Origin of the sequence: Pseudofrankia coriaricola, from assembly GCF_032027725.1 — a bacterium.
Classification (GTDB): domain Bacteria; phylum Actinomycetota; class Actinomycetes; order Frankiales; family Frankiaceae; genus Pseudofrankia.
This window is the reverse complement of sequence record NZ_JASNFO010000071.1, coordinates 24,427-44,265: the sequence shown is the minus strand read 5'-3', so window position 1 is coordinate 44,265 and position 19,839 is coordinate 24,427. Positions and strand designations below refer to the sequence as shown.

The window sequence follows — 19,839 nt, the reverse complement described above, 5'->3', positions numbered from 1 at the left end:
GGCTGGACCCTCTGGACCCATCGACCCCGATCGGAGCGGCGGCGGCAGCGGCGGTGGAAGCACTGACTATGGAACGGCGACGACCCTTCCCACGACCGACCCGACAGCGAATCTTCGCGGTCGCCAACCAGAAAGGCGGCGTCGGCAAGACCACGACGACCGTCAATCTGGCGGCGGCCCTGGCCATGCACGGCGTCAGCGTGCTGGTCATCGACCTCGACCCGCAGGGCAATGCCTCGACGGCGCTCGGCGTGGAACACCGCTCCGGGGTACCGTCCATCTACGAAGTGCTGCTAGGCGATCGACCACTGGACGAGGTGATCGCGAAGTCGGGCGAGGCGGAGGGCCTCTTCGTCGCCCCCGCGACGATCGACCTCGCCGGCGCCGAGATCGAGCTGGTCTCGATGGTGGCCAGGGAGGGCCGGCTGCGCCGGGCGATCGCGTCGCTGACCCTCGAGGTCGACTATGTCTTCATCGACTGCCCACCGTCGCTGGGCCTGCTGACCGTGAACGCGCTCGTCGCGGCCAAGGAACTGCTCATCCCGATCCAGTGCGAGTACTACGCGCTCGAGGGACTCGGCCAGCTGCTGCGCAATGTGGACCTGGTGCAGGCCCACCTGAACCAGGATCTGCGGCTCACCACGATCCTGCTCACCATGTACGACTCCCGGACGCGCCTGGCCGACCAGGTCGTGCAGGAGGTCAAGGAGCACTTCGGTGACCGGGTGCTGGGCACCACCATCCCTCGCAACGTCCGGCTCGCCGAGGCCCCCAGTTATGGCCAGTCGGCGCTGACATACGACCCGGTCTCCCGCGGGTCGCTCTCCTACCTCGCGGCGGCCCGCGAACTCGCCGAGCGCGGCGTCGAGGCGCCGCACGGAACGGTGAACCGGTGAGCCCGCCGGCCCGGCGGGTCGGTGGGCTCGGCAAGGGGCTCGGCGCGCTCATCCCGACCGCGCCGGAGGGCCGCTACGACAGCTACTCGGGCAACGGCGGCGCGAACGGCTCCCGGATCGGTGCCGATCCGGTGCCTGTCCACGGCGCGGTCTTCCGGGAGGTTCCGGTGGACTCGGTGACGCCGAACCCGCGCCAGCCCCGGACGAACTTCGACGAGGAGGCGCTCGAGGAGCTCTCCGCGAGCCTGCGCGAGGTCGGGCTGCTGCAGCCGATCGTGGTCCGCGAGGTGCTGCCGGACCAGTACGAGCTGGTCATGGGCGAACGCCGCTGGCGCGCGTCCAAGCTCGCGGGCCTCACCGAGATACCAGCCATCATCCGGGACACCGCCGACGAGGCGATGCTGCGCGACGCGCTCCTGGAGAACCTGCACCGCCAGCAGCTCAACGCGCTGGAGGAGGCGGCCGCCTATGAGCAGCTGCTGCGGGAGTTCGGCGCCACCCACGACCAGCTGGCCACGAAGCTTGGTCGGTCCCGGTCGCACGTCACGAACACGATCCGGCTGCTCGGCCTGCCGCCGGCGGTCCAGCGGCGGGTCGCGGCCGGCGTGCTGTCCGCGGGCCACGCCCGGGCACTGCTCGCGCTCAGCGATCCGGCCGCCCAGGACCGGCTCGCCACCCGAATCGTCGCGGAGGGGCTCTCCGTGCGGGCGGTCGAGGAGATCGTGGCCCTCGGCGACGAGGGCCCGCGCAAGCGGGCGCCCCGGGCACCGCGCCAAGCCCCCCCAGCGCTCTCGCAGGTGGCCGAGCGCCTGGCCGACCGGCTGGACACCAAGGTAAAGGTCGATATGGGCCGCAACCGGGGCAAGATCACCGTCGAGTTCGCCAGCCTCGAGGACCTGGAGCGCATCGTCGCCGCCATGGTTCCGACGGAGTAACTGTATTTCTGGTTCGCTGTGTTGCTGGTTCGCTCCGTGCGGGCGGCGCGCTCCGGCCCCGTCCCTTGCTTCGCGCTCAGGCGGGATGGGTTGGCGGGATGGTCGGGGTCGGGGTCGGACGGGGTCGGGCGGGAAGGTTGTTGCCGGTTCGCTCCGTCCGGGCGGCGCGCTCCGGCCCCTTGCTCGCCTGGCGGCTCGCAAGGGACCTCCGCGCGCCGTCCTCCTGCGCTCACGGGCGCTGCGGCGACCTCGCTGCGGCCCCCCTACATCGCTTCGCTCGTAGGAGGGCCTCCGCGAGGCGCGCCTCCGCGCCCAGCTCGGTTGCGTTCCGCTGTACGTCACGAAACCGAAGACAATCCCGGTCGCGGGGGCACTTCGCTTCGCTCGTGGCCGGGTCTCTGCGGAAGTGCGCCTCCGCGCCAGCTCGGTCGCTTGCCGCTTGAACGGCACTAGTCCAAGACCAGCCCGATCCGGGCCGGTCCCTTTGCGGGAACCACATCGCTTCGCTCGTGGAATCTGGACTGTACTGATCGCGTTTCGTACACCGATCAGGTGCGAAGGCCGCCCCAGGGCGCAGCGAAGTGAGCCCCCGCACCAGGGGCCGGACCTGGTCTCGCAACCGTCAAGCGGGTCGCAACCGCGCTGGCGCGGAGGCGTGCCTCCGCGGAGGCCCGGCCCACGAGCGAAGCGAAGTGGGTTGGGCCGCAGCGGAGGTCGCCGTAGCGCACGTTCGCGGAGGAGGACACGGCGCGGAGGTCCCTTGGGAGCGAAGCGAGTAAGGGGCCGTAGCGCCGTGCCCGCACGGAGCGAACCATGTCAACCTTCCCGGCCAACCCCAGGCTTGTTCCGGGCCGAACCGGCAACACCTTCCCGCCCGGCCCGGAGCTTGTTCCGGAGCGAACCAGAAATACAGGCCTACGCCGGCGCGGGGGTCGGGGAGGGCGTGCCGCCGATGGGGCGGAGGATGCCCTCCGGGGTCATCGAGCCCAGGAGGCGCTCCAGGGCGACCTCGACGTCCTCGCGCCACGTGACGGCGTTCTTCACCTCCAGCCGTAGCCGTGGCCAGCGGCGGTGCGGCCGGACGGTCTTGAACCCCACCGCCAGTAGGTAGTCGGCCGGTACGACGCAGCGGGTGCCCTCGTCCTGGCGGAGGTCGCCGAACGCCTCGATCGCCCGGTAACCGCGTCGGATGACGTCCTTCGCCATTGCCTGGATGAGAACGCGCCCAAGCCCTTGCCCGGCGAACTCGTCGACGATTTTCGCCGTCATCAGGAGAACGGCGTCGGAGCTGACGGGGCTGGTCGGGAAGGCGATCGAACGGGGCACGTAGGCAGGCGGCGCGTACATGGCGAAGCCCGCGGGTACGTTGTCGACGTAGATGACTTTCCCGCAGCTTCCCCATTCCAGCAGCGCCGAGGAGACCCAGGCTTCCTTCTCCAGATCGGTGCCGCCGGCCTCCTCGGCCCGGCTGCGGGCAACCGGGTCGAGCTCCCAGAACACACACCGGCGACACCGCTGGGGCAGGTCGTCGATGTTGTCGAGCGTTATGTTCGCGACGCGACGACTCATGGGTGGCGCTCCGCACGTCGAGGGATCCAGGTAGCTGGCTCTAGCCTAGGCGCCGTGCCAGGAATCTTCCTGACGGGGCGGCGGTGGGCGAGGCGCTCCACGCCCTATCCGCGTTTCACGTGAAACGCGGATAGGGCGTGATGGCCGAATCGTTCAGCCGGGATGACACGCCTCGGAGCCAGGCTCCTCGGCCCAAGGAGCCTCCGGGACGCGGCGTCGTCCGGACGTCCCGATCGCGCTGGCGCCGGAGCGGTGAAATCGCCGCCTGTTTCACGTGAAACAGGCGGCGTGAACTCAGGGGCCGGTGGCGACCCGGGGAACCCGGAGCTGACCTGTCGGCGCGTCCTGCTCTGGCGGCAGATACAGCCGCTGGATGGCGGTGAGGACGGCCTCGGCGATTGTCGCGCGGTAATCCGCCGAGCCGAGAGTGGCGGCGTCGCGGGGATTCGTGAGGTAGCCGACCTCGATCCGTACCGCCGGCATCGCGGTCCGGCGCAGCAGCTCCCAGGTCTTGGGATGCGTCCAGCAGTCGAGCATGTCGGTGCGGGAGACGAGCTCTTTCTGGATGAGCATCGCGAGGCGCTCGCCCACCGCGGACGAGCCATGGGCGTTACCGAAGTAGTAGCAGGAGACACCTTCGGCCTTGGATGAGTCGCTGGCGTCGGCATGCAGCGAGATGAGCACGTCGGCGCCGCGCTCGTTGGCCCGCCTGGCCCGCTCGGCGTCGTCCGGCGCTTCGTCGTCGGCGTGCACCCGGAAGGTCTCCAAGCCAGACGACCGCAGCCGGGCCTCCAGCCGGCCGGCGAGGTCCGCCATCACGTCCCGCTCGTTCAGCCCGTGGACGACGGCGCCGGCGTCCTCGCCCCCATGGCCGGCATCGATGGCGACGACCGTTCCGAGCAGCGAGGGCCCCCGGACAAGCAGCCGCGTCGACTCGCGCAGCACGTCCGGGCGGCCGCCAGTGACCGTACGTTCCAACCGCTTGAGTTCGCTGAGGGTCTGGGGGCCACAGCGCCCGTCCGGCTCGAGGCCACGGTTGCGTTGGAAGTCGCGGACGGCTGCTTCCGTGCGCGGGCCGAAGATGCCATCGCTACGGCCGATGTCGAAGCCCATGCTCGACAGCCGCGTCTGCAGCGCGGCGACGTCGTCGCCGACGAACGGCCGGCTGGCCACGTAGTAGAGCAGCCTGTCACCCAGCCGGTGACGTGCCTCGTCGAGCGCACGTGTGGTGTCCGGCCCGATGATCCCGTCGACAGACAGTCCGCGGCTCTGCTGAAACGCGCGCACAGCGCGGTCCAGGCTCTCGTCGAACAGATCTGCGCCAGGTCTCTCCGAGCCCTCCCCACTGGGCTGCCGAGGGGCCGCCGGTAGGAAAGACAGATGGGTCAGGGCCGCGCGCACATCGGCCACGCCCGGACCGCGGTCACCGAGCCGGAGCAGCTTCACGGGTCACCAGCGTAGGCGATGCGGCTGGCCTGCCGGGGGTCGCGGGTGTGACCGTCCCGCTAGTTCCTCTCGCCTGCTAGCTCCCGCTCGTCCTGAGTCCACCCGACCCCACCGCCGCGGTCCGTTCTGGGCATGGATCGGCCGGCAGTTCCGCTGGGCGGCGGTTCGATCGCCGGACGGAGCGGCCGCAAACGGGCTCGGCCCGTCGGCGCCTCCACGAGGGGTGACGTCGACGGGCCGAGGGGGCCTGGTAGCCGGGACCGGCACGGAGGCCATGCAGCGGTGCGAGATCAGATGTACTCGGCGAGGTCGTTCAGAAGAGCACGCTTCGGCTTCGCGCCGACGATGCTCTTCGCGATCGCACCGTCGACGAACACGGCCATTGTCGGGATCGACATGATCTGGTAAGCGCGCGCCGTCTGTGGGTTCTCGTCGATGTTGAGCTTGACGACCCGCAGCGAGTCGCCGTGGGCCGCCGCGATCTCCTCCAGGACGGGGGCGACCATCTTGCATGGCCCGCACCACTCGGCCCAGAAGTCCACCAGCACGGGCTTGTCACTCTTGAGCACCTCGGCGGCGAACGTCTTGTCCGTCACCGGGGTGGTGGCTCCTGCCATCGGTCTCTCCTCGGGGGTTGTGTGTGGGGGGTGGTGTCGTCTCAGGCGGCCGGCACGGTCGAGCTGTCGCCGGTCTCGTGGTCGGCGATCCAGCGCTCGGCGTCGAGCGCGGCGGCGCAGCCCGTGCCGGCGGCGGTGATCGCCTGCCGGTAGATGTGGTCGACCACGTCGCCGGCGGCGAAGACGCCGTCCAGGTTCGTCCTCGTCGACGGGGCGTCGACGAGGACGTAGCCGTCATCGTCGAGCGTCACCTGGCCGCGGAACAGCTCCGAGCGCGGTATGTGCCCGATCGCGACGAACATGCCCGTCACGTCCAGCTTGTCGTCCGCGCCGGTCACCGTGTCGCGCAGCCGGACGCCGGAGAGCTTGTGGTCGCCCTCCAGCCCGGTCACCACCGCGTTCCAGCGGAACTTGATCTTTGGGTTCGCGCGCGCGCGGTCGGCCATGATGGCGCTGGCGCGCAGCTTGTCCCGGCGGTGAACGACCGTCACGGAGTTCGCGAACCGGGTAAGGAAGGTGGCCTCCTCCATCGCCGAGTCGCCGCCGCCGACCACCGCGATGTCCTGGTCGCGGAAGAAGAAGCCGTCACACGTCGCGCAGGCGGAGACACCTCGGCCGAGCAGCCTGTCCTCTTCCGGGACGTCGAGCTTCCGGTAGGCCGAGCCGGTGGCGATGATGACCACCTTCGCGTAGTGGACCTCCTCACCGACCTTCACGACCTTCGGGGTGACGGTGAGGTCAACCTCCGTCACATCGTCGGGGACCAGCTCTGCCCCGAAGCGTTCCGCCTGCTTGCGCAGGTCGTCCATGAGCTCGGGGCCTTGGATGCCCTCGGGAAATCCTGGGAAGTTCTCGACCTCGGTGGTGGTCATCAGCGCGCCACCCGCTGAGACGGCGCCTTCGAACACCAGCGGTCGGAGGTTGGCGCGCGCTGTGTAGATGGCGGCCGTGTAGCCCGCCGGCCCGGAGCCGATGATGATGACGTTCCGGACTCCGCTGTCCTGCGCTGTCACGCGCTGCTCCCTTCACATCGCGGCCGAAGCCGCTGTCACGCTAACCGCGCCGGGTTACCAGAGATTCCTGCCTGTACCGCCAGATGGAGGGCGACCTCAGTGTCCGTATCGTCTCAGGCCCTGGTGGCGGTGGCGGCATACCAGGTGGAGCCGGCCAGGTGGCTGACGTCGCAGCCGAGGTCGACGACGGTCAGCTGGACCCGGTCCCGGCTGGGCGGCACCGCGCCTGGCGCCGCGGCCACCGCACCGCCCTGGGCCGCGGGCCCCATACCCGACGTCGCGGGGACGCTCGGTGTGCCCGATGTGTCCGGTACATCCTGAATGTCCAACACGACCAGCACGGCATCGCGGCCACGGTAGCTGACTCGGTCGATCGCCAGCACCGCACCGACGCTGGTGGCGAGCTTCTCGTAGCAGCCGAGCAGATCAGGGGTGACGACCGCCTGCCATGCGGCCGTGCCGCCGGTGGCCGTGCCGTCGGCCACCACGGTCATATCCAGGCTGGTGTGGCCGGCGACCGGTATGCGGCCGGCGAGCAGGTCCTTGGCGTGCTGGGCCACGGCGTCCGGACCCAGGACGGCACCGCTGTCGGCCACATCTATCAGGTTGTCGGCGAAAAGTGCCTGCGCCGTCGGCGCGAGGGCGCGCTCGCCGCTCGCCGGGGTGGCGGCGCCGGCGCCGGCCGCGCTGTCGGCAGCGGACATGTCGGCGCTCGAGGCCGCGTAGCGGTCGGAGGACGCGCTGTCGTGCCCCCAGACGACGAACAGCCCAGCTCCGGCGACCACGACCAGCAGACAGGCGGCCAGCAGCGCGAGCCGCTCGGGCCGGACGGACCGGGGAAGAACTTGCGACCGGGCAGGCGGGGCCGTGAGCTGCCTGGCAGCTGCGCTGTGGGTCGGTGGCCGCCGCACCCGGCCGGGCGCGCGTCGTCCGGCGTGGCGGTCACGGCTGTCGTCCGGACCGGCGCGGTCGGGCCGCGGGGCCGCTGGCGTCGGGGCCGCCGACAGGGTCGCCTGGATGCGGCGGGCGACGTCCGGCGGCATGGTGATGGGCGCGAGCCGGGACAGCTCGACGCGTACGTTGCGCAGCGCGACCACGGCCCGCTGGCAGTCGGCGCAGGCCCGGACATGACGGTCGACGGAGGCCGGCGTGCGCTCGCCGTCCGCGTACGCGTCCAGCAGCTCGCCGTCGGGATGGCGCGGCATCGGCTCGCCGCGCGCGTCAGGCCCCACCGCCCATCACCTCCCCCCTCTCCAAGACGGAGCGGACGGCCTGGTGGTTCCCCGGACGGAGATAGCCCAGCTGTTCCGCGAGCCGCGCCCGGCCGCGCGCGGCCCGGCTCTTGACCGTCCCGACCGGTACGCCTAGCGCCGCCGCGGCCTGCGCCACGGGCATTCCCTCGATGTCGACGAGCACGACGGCGGCCCGCAGCGTCGCTGGCAGCCTGGCCAGAGCGCTCTCGATGTCGCGGCGAAGCTCACCCTCGGCGTGCGCGTCGCGCGGGTCGGCGGGCTCGTGCTCGACCCCGTCCGGGCTGGTGGGCATCGGCACGGTCATCGGGCGGGCGGCCCTGCGCCGCAGGCGGTCCAGCGCGGCGTTCACCGTGATCCGGTGCAGCCAGGTGCGCACCGTCGACTCGCCGCGGAACCCGGCCGCGCGGCGGTGGGCGGAGAGCATCGCCTCCTGGACCGCGTCGGCCGCGTCCTCGGCGTCGTGCAGCAGCCGGTAGGCGACCGTCCACAAACGGTCGGCGTTGGCTCGGAACAGTTCGGCGAACGCCGCCGGGTCGCCGTCGACATGCCTGCGCAGCAGCTCCGCGTCCGGGTCGGACAACCACGCCGAGTCGGCCAGTTCAGCCGGTTCGGCGTGGTCGGCCCGTTCGTCCGGGGGCGGCTCCGACGCGGCCGCCGTGCTCTGAGCCCCGCCGGACACGCTGGATCTGTCGGGAGAGCTGCCTGGTACGGATTCGCCGGTCTGGTCAGGCATCGCATGTGGCCGGGACGGTGCTCGCCGACACCCAGGTCAGGACAGGAACTTGATGTCGGCGATCGAGGCCTTGAACCCGTCCGGGGGCAGCTGGGTGATCCAGAGCACCCAGTACTTGGCCGACGTGCCGGCCGGGATCTGGACGGGCACGTCCTCGTTGGCCTGCCCGGTGACCTGCTGACCGACCACCGGGTACGCGTTGTTGACGTCCAGGCTCTCCGTGTCGCCGGCGCGCAGTTCGAACGTGACCGGCCCCAGCGAGCCGACGGTCACCACAACCGAACTCGGATGCACAGGCTCCGCGAACGAGACCCTGAAACCGACCCCGGACTTGAGACCACCGAAGGCGGCGGACTTATAACTCTGGGTCGTCCACTGGGTCGATGGGTTGCCGTCGATGGCGTTGCCGACCGTGTCCTCATTCTCTTTCTTGTCCGGATCACCGGTCAGCGGGTCGTAGGAAATGACTCCCGCCGGCGTGAGGGCAGACCCTGCCGTCGCCGTCGGGGACGAGATCGGGCCGTCGGCCGTGTTGTCGCCATCGCCGCCGCCGAGCTGGAGGGCGAGCACGATCCCGGCGGTAAGAATCGCGACCACCACGATCGCGATGATGATCGGTAGCGCGCGTCGTCGGGGCTGCTGTCGGTTGACCGGGGCCTGGCCCGAACGTGGCCGCTGGCCGCCGGTTCCAGCCGGCGGGTAGCCGCGCTGCTGCGGCGGATAGCCGTTGTCGTCGTAGCCGCCGCCGCGCCGACCGCGGTCGTAGCCGTCGTCGTAGTCGTCCTGGTAACGCCCGCCTCGGTAGCCACCGTCGTCATAGCCACCGCGGCCGTAGTCGTCCCGGCCCGGCGTCGCGAATCCCGCCGTCGACGGCAGGCTCGCGGTGTCGGGACCGTAGCCGTCCGGGCCGCCGTAGCCCGGCATCATCGCCTCGGTGCCCGGCGGCTCGTCGCCGAACGTCATCAGGCCGGTGTCGTGCAGCGCCTCGACCGGGGTGACCGCCTCCAGCTCGGCGATCAGGTCGGTGGCCGTGGTGATCGGCTCGCCGGCTGACTCGTCGCCGCTGAGCGCGGCCATGGTGATCGCGTCCAGGTCGCGCGGGACCGCGTGGTTGAGCTGGCGTGGGCTCTGAAGGCGGCCGTACGTGCCGTAGGAGGCCGGCGGCAGGCCGGTGTCCCCGGACAGCGGCCAGGAGCCCGTCAGGGCGGCGTAGAGCAGCCCTCCGAGCGCGCGCACGTCGGCGGCCTCGGTGCCGGCGCGGTCCTCGCTCTCGGTCGGCCCCGTTCCGTCGATGGTCGCCAGCACGGCACCGACCTCGAGGTCGATGACCTTGACCGTGCCATGGCTGGAGACGATCACATCGCCGGGACGCAGCCCACCGTGGCGCAGCCCGCGCTCGTGCGCGGCGGCGATCACGCGCGCGGCGCCGAGGACGACGGCCGAGGCCTGCTCCGGCCGCAGCGGGCCTTCCTGGGCAAGCTGCCGCAACGTGCGGCCGTCGACCCATTCGGTGATGACGTAGGAGACCTGGCCGTTGTCGGTGGTCGTCACGGTCGCGTCGTAGGTGGACGCGGCACCCGGATGGACCAGTCGACCGGAGTTCACCGCGGCCGACAGCAGCGACTGGGCGGCCTCGTGGCGCGCGGGGTCGTCGTCCACGTGCTCGACGACGCGGACCGCGACCGGCCGGGTCAGCACCGTGTCGTCGCCACGCCAAAGCGTGACCGGACCGCGGGAGCTCAGTACACCGATGAGGCGGTAGCGGCGGTCGAGGACGGACTCCGCGAGCAGGGTGCCGCCGTCGGCCGCGCCCGCGCCGGATGAGGCGTTGACTGTCACGTCGTTGTCGACGTCCGCGGACTGCGGCCGGTTGCCTGCCTCGACCACAACGCCTCCGTCGTCCCCGGATCCGTGGCACCGTCGCCACTGTGCTCGCCCGGCCAGCGGCGGCCGGCGCCCGCGGGCAGCGCCTCCTGATGGCGCACCCGATGGCCTCGTCCTCCCGCGCCGCTCGCCTTGGCGCCACTCGACCTGAGTCTGGCGCACCCGCGATGGCTCTTGCTGGCCGTTTGGCGATGTTCCTAGATTAGTTTACGGGGATCGCCCCGATGGTTTCTCTCAGCCCCGGCGGAAACGTCGGGAGACCATGCGGGTCAGCGCCCTGACCTCGGGGATGCCCATCCGCGTGACCGTCCCGACGAACAGGGGCAGACCGACCAGCGCGCCGGCGAACACCGCCGTGAAGGAGCCGAGGAGCCCGTCGCCAAGAACGTCGCGCACCCCGTGGGCGACGGCGCTGGCCACCGCCGCCCCGATGCCGGCGGCGACGCTGATCCGGGCCAGCGTCGCGATCACTCGATCGCCGTCCATCCCGCCGAGCCGGCGGCGCAGCAGCGCGACCGTCACGCACAGCCCGGCCAGGTAGCCAACGTTGAAGGCGAGCGCCAGCGCGATCGCCCGGTGCTCCGGCGGCAGGAGATGGCTCAGCGCCACCGCCGCCAGCACGTTCACCGCCACCACACCGATGTTCACCAGCGATGGCGTTCGGCTGTCCTGATGGGCGTAGAAGACCCGCAGGTGCAGCTGGAACACCGAGAACGGCACCAATGCCACGGCGAAGGCCGAGAGTGTGTCGCCAATGGCGACCGCCGAGTCGTGCTCGACGGCGCCGTGGTTGAACACGGCCACGGCGATGGGGCGGCCCAGCGCCAGCAGGAACAGCGCCGCCGGCACGATCGCGGTGAGGCTCAGCCGGGTCGCCGTCGACAGGTCGTCAAGCACCAGGGCGCGCTTCCCGTCGGCGGCGTGCGCGCTCATCCGCGGCAGCAGCGCGGTGATCACAGACACGCCGATGATCGCGTACGGGAGCTGGAAGAGCTGGTAGCCGTAGGCGTAGATGACGTTGGCGGTGACGGCGGTCGACAGCCGGGTGATGACCACGTAGCCGAGCTGGCTGACGATCACCCACAGGACCGTCCAGCCGGCGAGCCGCAGCGCGTTGCGCAGTCCGGGGTGGGACAGGTCCAGCCGCGGGCGGTAGCGGAAACCGACCTTGCGCAGGGATGGCAGCAGCGCGATCGTCATCAGTACGACGCCGAGCGTCGTGCCGCCCGCGAGCACCGCGGTCTGTGTGCCGGTGATCGTCTTCGGGCCGTCGATCTGTGGCGGGCGCGGCCCGGAGATCACATAGGTGAAGGCCACGCACGTGGCGATGACGGCCAGGTTGTTCAGGACGGGCGTGAACATCGGCGCCGCGAACGAGCCGCGCACGTTGAGGATCGCGCCGATCGTCGCGCCGATGCCGTAACAGACGATCTGTGGCATGAACCAGCGCAGCATCTCCACGCCGAGGTCACGCTCCGGACCCGGATGGCCGATGTAGGGGGCGACGATCTGGGGCGCCAGGATCATGCCGATGACGGCGGCCCCGCCGAGCAGCAGGATCATCAGCGTCAGCAGCGACGAGGCGAACCGGTCGCCGCCGTCCGGGTCCTCCTTGGACGCCCGGACCAGCACCGGCACGACGACGCTGGTCAGGATGCCGCCGATCAGCAGGTCGTAGACGATGTTCGGAATCGTGTTCGCGACGTTGTAGGCCTCACCGACCGCGCCGGTACCGAGCGCGACCGCGACCGCGACGGTGCGCAGGAAGCCGGTCGCGCGCGAGGCGATCGTGCCGAGCGCCATCACCCCGCTGGCCCGGCCGAGCCCGCCCTTCCTCGGACCGCCCGCCGGCCCGGCGGACCCCGCCTGCCCGGCCTGCCGCGCGGGGCGCGGGCCCGTGCGCCCGGTTCGGGGGACCACCATCGTCTGGTCGGCCATCCGGCCGGCGGCGCGGTCGGTCCGCGCTACCGGCCGGTCCGGCGGCACCGGCCTGGGAGGTCGGGCCGGTCGGACCGGTTCGTCTCCGCGCTGGCGCGGCTGGCGCGGCGGCTCGGGCGGCGGGGTGCCGCGGCGGCCACCGGAGCGGTGCGCGCCGAGCGGCCGCCCGTCGCGGCGCGAGACCGGGGTGGTCGGGCGTGCCTCGGCCGGACGCGGCGTGCCCGGCGGCGGCGTGCCCAGTGGCCCCGGCAGCCGGCTCGTCGGGCCCTGCGGTGACGCCGGGGGCGCCACGGGGGGTGGCACGGGTGGCCTGGACGGCGCCGGCGGCGGTACCGGGGGTACAGAGGGCCGGCGTGGCCGCATCGACGGCGCGGGAGACGGGGGAGGCGCCGAGGGCCGTCGCGGCTGCACAGCCGGCGGGGGTGGCGGGGGTGGCGGTACAGACGGCGGCGGTACAGACGGTGGAGGCGTCCGCGGCGCGGCCGGCAGCCGGCGAGTGGGACCCGCCGGGACGTCGCCCGGATACCGGTCGTCCTGGTACGGGTCTTCGCGGTACCGCTCGTCGGCGCGACGAGGCCCGCGGTAGCCATCGTCCGGGTGGCGCTCGTCCCGGTACCGGCCTTGGTGCTGGCCCTCGCGGTAGCGCCCGTCCCCGTACTGGTCGTCCCGGTATTGGTCGTCCCGGTACCGCGCGCCGGGGCGGCGGGCGTCTCCGTAACCGGCATCCGGGTGCTCGGCGTCGGGGTACTGGTCGTCCCGGTAGGGCTCCTCGCGGTACAGGTCATCCCGGCGGGTCGGGCCGGTCCCCCGGCGGTGCCGCGGCCCGGAGGGGCCGTCGGGACCGTCGGCCGGGCTCACGGCTCGCTCGGGTTGGCTGGCACCCCGCCAGCGTAGGCGCGTTCGGACTGGGTCCGTTGTGTTCCTGCCGCGTTCGCCTGGATCCGGCGCACAGGTGTTGTCACACGGTCGGTGACCTGCGCCGCGTCCGGGTCCGTTCGGGTGCCGTCGGCCATCGTCGGCGGCTCACCGATCGGCGGACCGCCGGCCAGCGGCTCGCCAGGTCCATCGCCGCCGTGGGGCCCCGCGCCGCGGCGGCGACGCCGACGGACCAGGCGCAGCAGGACCGCGGCGGCGAACAGCCCGACGGCGACGTAGGTGATCGCGGTGGCGATCGTGCCGTAGGCGGTGGAGCGCACCAGGATCGGCGCCGGCGGGGTCGTCAGCCGCTGGCCGTCCGGCGTCAGCACCTGGATGTAGACGGGGAACGATCCGGCCGAGTCGGAGCTGACAGAGATCGCTTCTTGCGCGACACCATGCGGCTGGACGGTGACAGAAATCTTGGACGCCGAGCGCAGCCTGGTCTTGTCGTTGGATGACAGGCGCAGCACGACGGTCATTGAGAAGGCGTTGCCCTCGTGGGTGTCGCTGATGTTGTTCACGGTCAGCGGCACCGTGCCGTCGCGGCTGGTCAGGGTGACCTTGGAGGAGGCGACAACCCGGATGCTGCCGCGGATCAGGCCGATCCGGCCGTCGACCTCCTGGCTCAGCCGGACTGCACCGGTGCGGTCGTCACCTCGCCAGCGCACCGACAACGCGGTCAGCAGCGTGTCCTTCATCGGTTTGACGACGGCCTGGTACTGATCGCATTTGTCAGGCGGGGTCGTGGTGATCCCGGCCGGGCCCAGTTCGGGTGCCTTCTTGGAGCACAGGACTGGGCCGAGCAGGTCCGCCTCGCCGCGTAGCTCCTCGACAGCCTTGACGTAGGACGTCGGGATCTCGCGGGCCGCGGCGAACTCGGGGTAGACGAGCCCACCGCGCGCCATCCCGGCCTCGGTCGTCGTGGCTGCGGTCGCGCCGGTCGGCCCGCCGACCATGCCCGCCGCGTCCGCGGCGCCGGCCTTGTCGACTGGGAGCGCGACCGGCTGGAAGAGCTGCTGGAAGGTGGTGTCCGCGCTCGACGGGGAGCCGAAAGTGTCGTTGCCCAGCAGCAGGCTGGCCCAGCCGGCGGGCGGGTCCCAGTCGCGAGGCAGCGCGAGCACCGCGAGCGCGGACTTCCGGCCTAGCACCTGCCGCTCGACAGTGATCATCGCCAGTTCGGCGAGCACGTCGCCATACGTCTGCCACTCACCCGGGCCCGTTCCGTCCGGTCTCGGGGCTTCGACCAGGTCGGCGAGCTTCGAATCGGCGGCGAGTGCGTGGATCGGCCCCGCCGGCGTCTGCTGGGTCGTCAGCGCCGTGGGCGTCTTGACTGGGCTTGAGCTGGACACCGGCAGCTGCCGGTCATCCAGGATGACCGTCGACATGCCGTTCTTCGGGTCGGCCAGGAACGCCAGCGTCGCGCTGTCGGCGAACCCGTCACCCGGGTAGGCGACCGTCGCGAGGCCATCGGCGTTCTTGTGGCCAAGGGCGTCGGCCACGACCACCTGCCCCGTCTTGACCGCCCAGTTGGCATCGCCACCCTCATCCGCGCGCAGCAAAGCCGTGAGATCCGCGTCCCCCCAGGGCAGCGCGAAAACGATGTTGCCCGGTGTATCGGCGAACGCGCGCAGCTTTTCGAGGAAGGTGTGCGCGTCCGTGTCCGCGTTCGCCGGCCGCTCCTGCGGGCCCTTCGGGCTTGCGAACCGGTAGCAGGGCGCCGGCACGATCGTGCACTTGGTGGCCGCCTTCGCCTCGGCGTTCTCACCGGCCATCACCTGCAGCGCCCTGAGCAGTGTCGGGTCGAGGGCCAGCGCGACCGCCGACTGCTGGCCACTCGTGGGCTTGACCGCCTCGAGCAGCCTGAACAGCCGGCCGTTGGGCCCCTTGATGTCGCCCGCGAGCGTGTTGTCGGTCAGCATCCAGTCCGACCGCAGCTTGGGCAGCGCGGCGATCGGCAGCACGGTCGTGATGTACGTCGGCGCGGTGTTCGCCGTCGCCGTCGCCGTCGCGGGCTTCGGCGCCCAGACGAGGAACGTGTAGGCGGCGGCGATCAAGGATCCCGGCTGACCGTTCACCGACTTGTAGACGGCAATCCGCATCGGATAGATCGTCAGCTGGGGCTTGGTCAGCTCGGGTTGCGCGTCGAACGTGAAAGTGTGGTCGGGCTCGACGGGCACCGGGTTGCTCAGCGGGTAGTCATATTTGACGCTCGTCGGGTTGGCCCGCACCCGTTCGAGCCCGGCGCGGTTCTTGACGCCACCGGTTACCACCCGCGCCTCAACCACGAGGTCCTGCCCGGGATCCGGGGGCGCGAGGTCCACGTGCCCGCTCAGCGAGAGCGGCACCCCCGGAGAGGCGACCGGCATGTAGCTGTCCAGGACGACGCTGGTCCGCGGCGCCGCCGACGCCGAGCCCGCTGCCGCGCCTGCCCCCGATGTACCGGGAGAACTCGAGGCACCGGAGGCCGGCGCGGCTGTCCTACCTGTGGATGAGGCTGTGGACAACCCTGTGGATGCTGTGGATGAAGCAAACGACGGAACCGACGGCAGTCCAGTCAGCGCCGCCGTCAGCGCTACCGCGACCGCCAGATATGCGGGCCTTCTCACCCGCCGCGGGCTGGAGTGGGTCACGCGCCTGCCGCCAGGAGCGCGGGGACGTCCTGCAGGAGCCGCCGTTCGTCGGCATAGGCGAGCCTTCCGGCCACCTGGTCGAGGGGGACCCAGGCGACGGCGCTGACCTCGACGTCCGCGTCGGAGAGCTCGCCGGCGGTGCGCAGCAGCAGGTAGTGGTGCACGGTTTTGTGGACACGCGAGCGGCCGGTGACGAACCAGAAGTCGATGGTGCCCAGCGCCGCCACGATCTCCCCGGTCACGCCGGTCTCCTCGGCGACCTCACGGACCGCGGCCTGTTCGTTGGTCTCGCCGCCCTCGACATGCCCCTTCGGCAGGGACCACAGCAGCCGGCCACGTCGGTCCCGCCGGGCGATCAGAGCCGCCTTCGCGTAGTTGGAGCGGGCGTCAAGCACGAGACCACCGGCCGACGTCTCCTCGACCCGACGCAGCCGGCGACGGCCACGGGGGGACGACGACGCCGGCATAAAACGATCGTACGAGCATCGGATGAGCCGTCCCCGGCGACTGTCCGGCTTGTCCGGATGGGGCGTGGGGTGGGCACTGCCTGGTCGCGGGGTTGGTGCATATGGCGGGCGTTGGTGCCGGTTCGGGGTCGGTGGGGGGTTGGGTTGGCGCCGGAGGGCAGGCGTGGGGCGCCCGGGCTGGCCCTGGTGAAAGCCCCGGCCGGGCCCGTGAGAACAGCGCGATCCGCGTGATGCACCGGTCCTGGCCATGATCGGAAAACTGTTGGGGGGTGCCGGTAGTGGCCGCTACCCTGGTCAGGTGTCTGTGATCAGTCTCGACAACCCGCGCGACTCGGCTGAGCGCGTGGTCGCCGGAATGCTGAAGGTACCGCCGCTCGCCGACGAGCTCGGGCGGATCTTCGCGGCGCACGGGCACGCGCTGCACCTCGTAGGCGGCACCGTCCGCGACGCCCTGCTCGGCCGCCTGACCGCGGGTGGCAGCACCGGTGGCGCCCCGGACCTGGACTTCACCACCGACGCGCGGCCCGAGCGGGTCCTGGAGATGACCCGGGGCTGGGCGGAGGCGACCTGGGAGGCCGGGATCGCCTTCGGCACCGTGGGCCTCGCCCGCCGCGGCGCCCGCCTCGAGGTGACCACCTACCGCGCCGAGAACTACGACCGCGACTCGCGCAACCCGACCGTCTCCTACGGCGACAGCCTCGAGGGCGACCTGGTCCGGCGCGACTTCACCGTCAACGCGATGGCCGTGTCGGTCCCCGACCACCAGTTCGTCGACCTGTTCGGCGGCATGGCCGACCTCTCCCGCGCGGTGCTGCGCACCCCCGGTCCGCCTGAGGTCTCCCTCGACGACGACCCGCTGCGGATCCTGCGGGCGATCCGGTTCGAGGCGCAGCTCGGCCTGGCCCCCACCCCCGAGCTGGTCGACGCGATGACGGCGCGCGCCGAGCGGTTGAAGATCGTCTCGCCGGAGCGGATCCGGGACGAGCTGCGCAAGCTGGTCATCTCCGCCGACCCGGTCGGCGGCCTGCGGCGGCTGGTCGACGTCGGTGCAGCCGCCGTCACGCTGCCCGAGCTGCCGGCGCTGCGGATGGAGATCGACGAGCATCACCAGCACAAGGACGTCTACGCGCACACCATGACCGTGCTGCGCCAGGCGATGGACCTGGAGGACGACGGCCCGGACGAGGTGCTGCGCTGGGCCGCGCTGCTGCACGACATCGGCAAGCCGCGTACCCGCCGGCACGCGCCCGGTGGCGGCGTCTCGTTCCACCACCACGAGGTGGTCGGCCGGGACATGACCCGCAAGCGGCTGGTCGCGCTGCGCTTCCCCAAGGACGTCACCGACGCGATCACGCTGCTGGTGTTCCTGCATCTGCGTTTCCACGGCTACGGCACGGGCGAGTGGACCGACTCGGCGGTCCGCCGGTACGTGCACGACGCGGGGCCACAGCTGCGCCGGTTGCACAAGCTGGTGCGCTCGGACTGCACGACCCGCAACAAGCGCAAGGCGGCGATGCTCGCCCGCCACTACGACTCGCTGGAGGAGCGGGTCGCGGCGCTGGCCGCCCAGGAGGAGATCTCCGCGATCCGCCCGGAGCTCTCCGGCGACGACATCATGGAGATCCTCGGCATCAGGCCGTCCCGGCTCGTCGGCGAGGCGCGCCAGCACATGCTCGACTTCCGATTCGACATGGGCATGGTCGGCCGCGACGCGGCCGTCGCCGAACTGCTGCGCTGGGCCAGCGTGCGCGGCCTGGAGATTCCGGGCCGGGCCGCCGCCGACGCGCCGGCCGCGGGCGAGGGCCAGTAGCCGGGCGGGTTACTGCTGACGGCCGGAGAGCGGCCCGTCGAGAACGTCGGTGGCGGGACGGGCGGCGGGCGGTCTCGCTGCCGTCTGCCCCACCGTCGTCTGCTCTACCGCGGCCTGTCCGACCGGCACCGAGGCGGCCGGGGACGCGTCCAGGGACAGGTCGGCCGGCGTGCCGACGGCTCGGATCCGCATGTCGACCGAATGGCGGCGAGCGGCGTGGTAGTAGACGACGCCGGCGAGCAGGTAACCGAGGCCGGCGGCGATGATCGTCGGCGACGAGCGGCCGTTCGCCGGGACCACGACGGCGGCCAGGGCGGCCGCGGCCACGAAGGCGACGTTGAACAGAAGATCGTAGAGAGAGAACGCGCGGCCGCGGTAGGCGTCCGCGACCTCCTCCTGGACGATCGTGTCGACGCAGATCTTGCTCGCCTGCGCGGAGAAGCCGAGCAGCAGGCCGGCGGCGACAAACAGCGGTGACGAGAAGGGCAGACCGAGCACGATCTCCACCACGCCGCCGCAGACGAGCACGGTCATGATCCAGCGGGCCTTGGGCATCCGGCGGGTGACCCTCGGGGTGACCACGGCGGCGGTCACCGTTCCGACGCCGCTGGCCGCGACGGTGACGGCGAGCCCGCCAAGGCCGCCGCCAGGGCCGGTGAAGTAGTTGCGGTACAGCAGGATCGTCATGACGAGCACCAGCCCGTAGGCCGCACGGGAAGCGGTCAGCGCGGCCAGTGCCCGCCGGACGGGCCCGGTGCGCCAGAGCACCCGCGCCCCGTCGGCGAGGTCGAGGGCCACCTGGCGGAACTGTGTGGTGATGCCGGCCCAGCCGATGATCTTTTCCGGCCCGAACATGTGCCGGTTCGCGAGCCGCGCGGCCGTTGTCGCGGCGCCCAGATAGGCGAGGCCCGCGAGGCCGGCTACCAGCGCGACGGATGAGTCCCGGCCGCCCGTGAGGCTGCGCAGCCCGCTTCCGGCGCCCGCGCCGAGCAGCGTCACCACGGTGCCCGACGTGACCGACAGCGCGTTCGCGCCCATCAGCCGGTCGACATCGATCACCATCGGCAGGCCGGCGGAGAGCGCGGCGAGTACGAACCGGTTGACGCTGACGACGGCCAGCGCCGCGACATAGAAGTCCGCGCCGGTGTGGCCCGCGGCGATCAGCACGACCAGGATCGCCAGCAGCGCGGCCCTGGTCAGGGAGCACACGACCAGTACCCGTTGGCGCGACACCCTGTCGAGCACGATTCCGGCGAACGGCCCGATGACGCTGAACGGCAGCACCACGATCGCCAGCGAGGCGGCCAAGGCCCCCGGAGACGCCGCCCGCTCCGGCGAGAACAGGACGTAGCTCACGAGGCAGGCCTGGAAGATTCCGTCCGCGGTCTGCGACGTCAGCCGGGCGGCGTACAGCGCCCGGAACCCGGGCACGCCCAGCAGCTCCCGCAGTTTTCCGGCCCACGCCATAGCCCAGCAGCCTAGAAGCCATCCGGGTCGGAAACGTGCGGGAGGTGCTGGTTGGGCACCTGTTCAGCGCCCCGGGCCGCCGTTGGTCGGCGGGATCCGAGCCGCTGAGATCGCTGGCCGCGCGCTCGTTGTGGACAGATCGGGCGACGGCGCCACCCTGCGTCGTCATGAGCCGGCTAGCGGTCGTTCTACGTCAGGAAACTGTCACGAAACGTGGCCCACGGGCGGGAACGATGGCCCAACTATGTCACAACGTGTGGCGA

The 19,839-nt window shown here is 71.7% G+C and carries 14 protein-coding genes; 3 read left to right on the top strand and 11 right to left on the bottom strand.

Annotation, left to right across the window (positions count from 1 at the left end):
* Window positions 1–68: 68 nt before the first annotated feature.
* Window positions 69–896 carry a ParA family protein gene (locus QOZ89_RS31705; protein WP_312627336.1) on the top strand — a complete coding sequence of 276 codons (828 nt, stop codon included), beginning with the start codon at window positions 69–71 and terminating at the stop codon, window positions 894–896.
* Complete coding sequence (locus QOZ89_RS31700) at window positions 893–1,831, top strand: ParB/RepB/Spo0J family partition protein (RefSeq protein ID WP_071053391.1); 939 nt, start codon at window positions 893–895, stop codon at window positions 1,829–1,831. The genes QOZ89_RS31705 and QOZ89_RS31700 overlap by 4 nt, the downstream gene beginning before the upstream one ends.
* Before the next feature lie 915 nt (window positions 1,832–2,746).
* On the opposite strand, the gene QOZ89_RS31695 is transcribed toward QOZ89_RS31700, so the two are convergent.
* The 10 genes from QOZ89_RS31695 to QOZ89_RS31650 form a co-directional block, all read right to left on the bottom strand.
* A complete protein-coding gene (locus tag QOZ89_RS31695; RefSeq protein WP_071053392.1) occupies window positions 2,747–3,400 on the bottom strand; it encodes a GNAT family N-acetyltransferase in 654 nt (217 codons plus the stop codon).
* Window positions 3,401–3,694: 294 nt separating this feature from the next.
* Window positions 3,695–4,846: an N-acetylmuramoyl-L-alanine amidase gene (locus QOZ89_RS31690; protein WP_312627332.1), complete on the bottom strand. Its 1,152-nt coding sequence runs from the start codon at window positions 4,844–4,846 to the stop codon at window positions 3,695–3,697.
* 290 nt (window positions 4,847–5,136) lie between these two features.
* Window positions 5,137–5,463 (bottom strand): thioredoxin, encoded by a 327-nt coding sequence (trxA, locus tag QOZ89_RS31685; RefSeq protein ID WP_071053394.1) that lies wholly within the window; start codon window positions 5,461–5,463, stop codon window positions 5,137–5,139.
* Window positions 5,464–5,504: 41 nt separating this feature from the next.
* Window positions 5,505–6,476 (bottom strand): thioredoxin-disulfide reductase, encoded by a 972-nt coding sequence (gene trxB / locus QOZ89_RS31680; RefSeq protein ID WP_071053395.1) that lies wholly within the window; start codon window positions 6,474–6,476, stop codon window positions 5,505–5,507.
* A 113-nt stretch (window positions 6,477–6,589) separates the two neighbouring features.
* Complete coding sequence (locus QOZ89_RS31675; RefSeq protein ID WP_071053396.1) at window positions 6,590–7,708, bottom strand: anti-sigma factor family protein; 1,119 nt, start codon at window positions 7,706–7,708, stop codon at window positions 6,590–6,592.
* On the bottom strand, window positions 7,698–8,408 hold the full coding sequence (sigM, locus tag QOZ89_RS31670; RefSeq protein ID WP_312627329.1) for an RNA polymerase sigma factor SigM: 711 nt from the start codon (window positions 8,406–8,408) through the stop codon (window positions 7,698–7,700). Before sigM ends, QOZ89_RS31675 begins: the two co-directional genes overlap by 11 nt.
* A gap of 90 nt (window positions 8,409–8,498) precedes the next feature.
* On the bottom strand, window positions 8,499–10,349 hold the full coding sequence (locus QOZ89_RS31665; protein WP_071053397.1) for a protein kinase family protein: 1,851 nt from the start codon (window positions 10,347–10,349) through the stop codon (window positions 8,499–8,501).
* Between the two features lie 231 nt (window positions 10,350–10,580).
* Entirely contained in the window at window positions 10,581–13,142 is a 2,562-nt protein-coding gene (murJ, locus tag QOZ89_RS31660; RefSeq protein WP_083419870.1) for a murein biosynthesis integral membrane protein MurJ, read from the bottom strand.
* Window positions 13,139–15,808, bottom strand: a complete 2,670-nt coding sequence (locus tag QOZ89_RS31655; RefSeq protein WP_312627387.1) for a DUF6049 family protein — start codon at window positions 15,806–15,808, stop codon at window positions 13,139–13,141. Before QOZ89_RS31655 ends, murJ begins: the two co-directional genes overlap by 4 nt.
* A gap of 20 nt (window positions 15,809–15,828) precedes the next feature.
* Window positions 15,829–16,299: an NUDIX hydrolase gene (locus QOZ89_RS31650; protein WP_071053399.1), complete on the bottom strand. Its 471-nt coding sequence runs from the start codon at window positions 16,297–16,299 to the stop codon at window positions 15,829–15,831.
* A gap of 304 nt (window positions 16,300–16,603) precedes the next feature.
* On the opposite strand from QOZ89_RS31650, the gene QOZ89_RS31645 reads away from it, so the two are divergent.
* Window positions 16,604–18,109, top strand: coding sequence for a CCA tRNA nucleotidyltransferase (locus QOZ89_RS31645; RefSeq protein ID WP_071053400.1), 1,506 nt, complete (start codon window positions 16,604–16,606; stop codon window positions 18,107–18,109).
* A 9-nt stretch (window positions 18,110–18,118) separates the two neighbouring features.
* Here QOZ89_RS31645 and QOZ89_RS31640 read toward each other — a convergent pair whose 3' ends face one another.
* The gene (locus QOZ89_RS31640) at window positions 18,119–19,576 is read right to left on the bottom strand and encodes an MFS transporter (RefSeq protein WP_083419872.1); all 1,458 of its coding nucleotides are present in this window, start codon (window positions 19,574–19,576) and stop codon (window positions 18,119–18,121) included.
* Window positions 19,577–19,839: the final 263 nt, after the last annotated feature.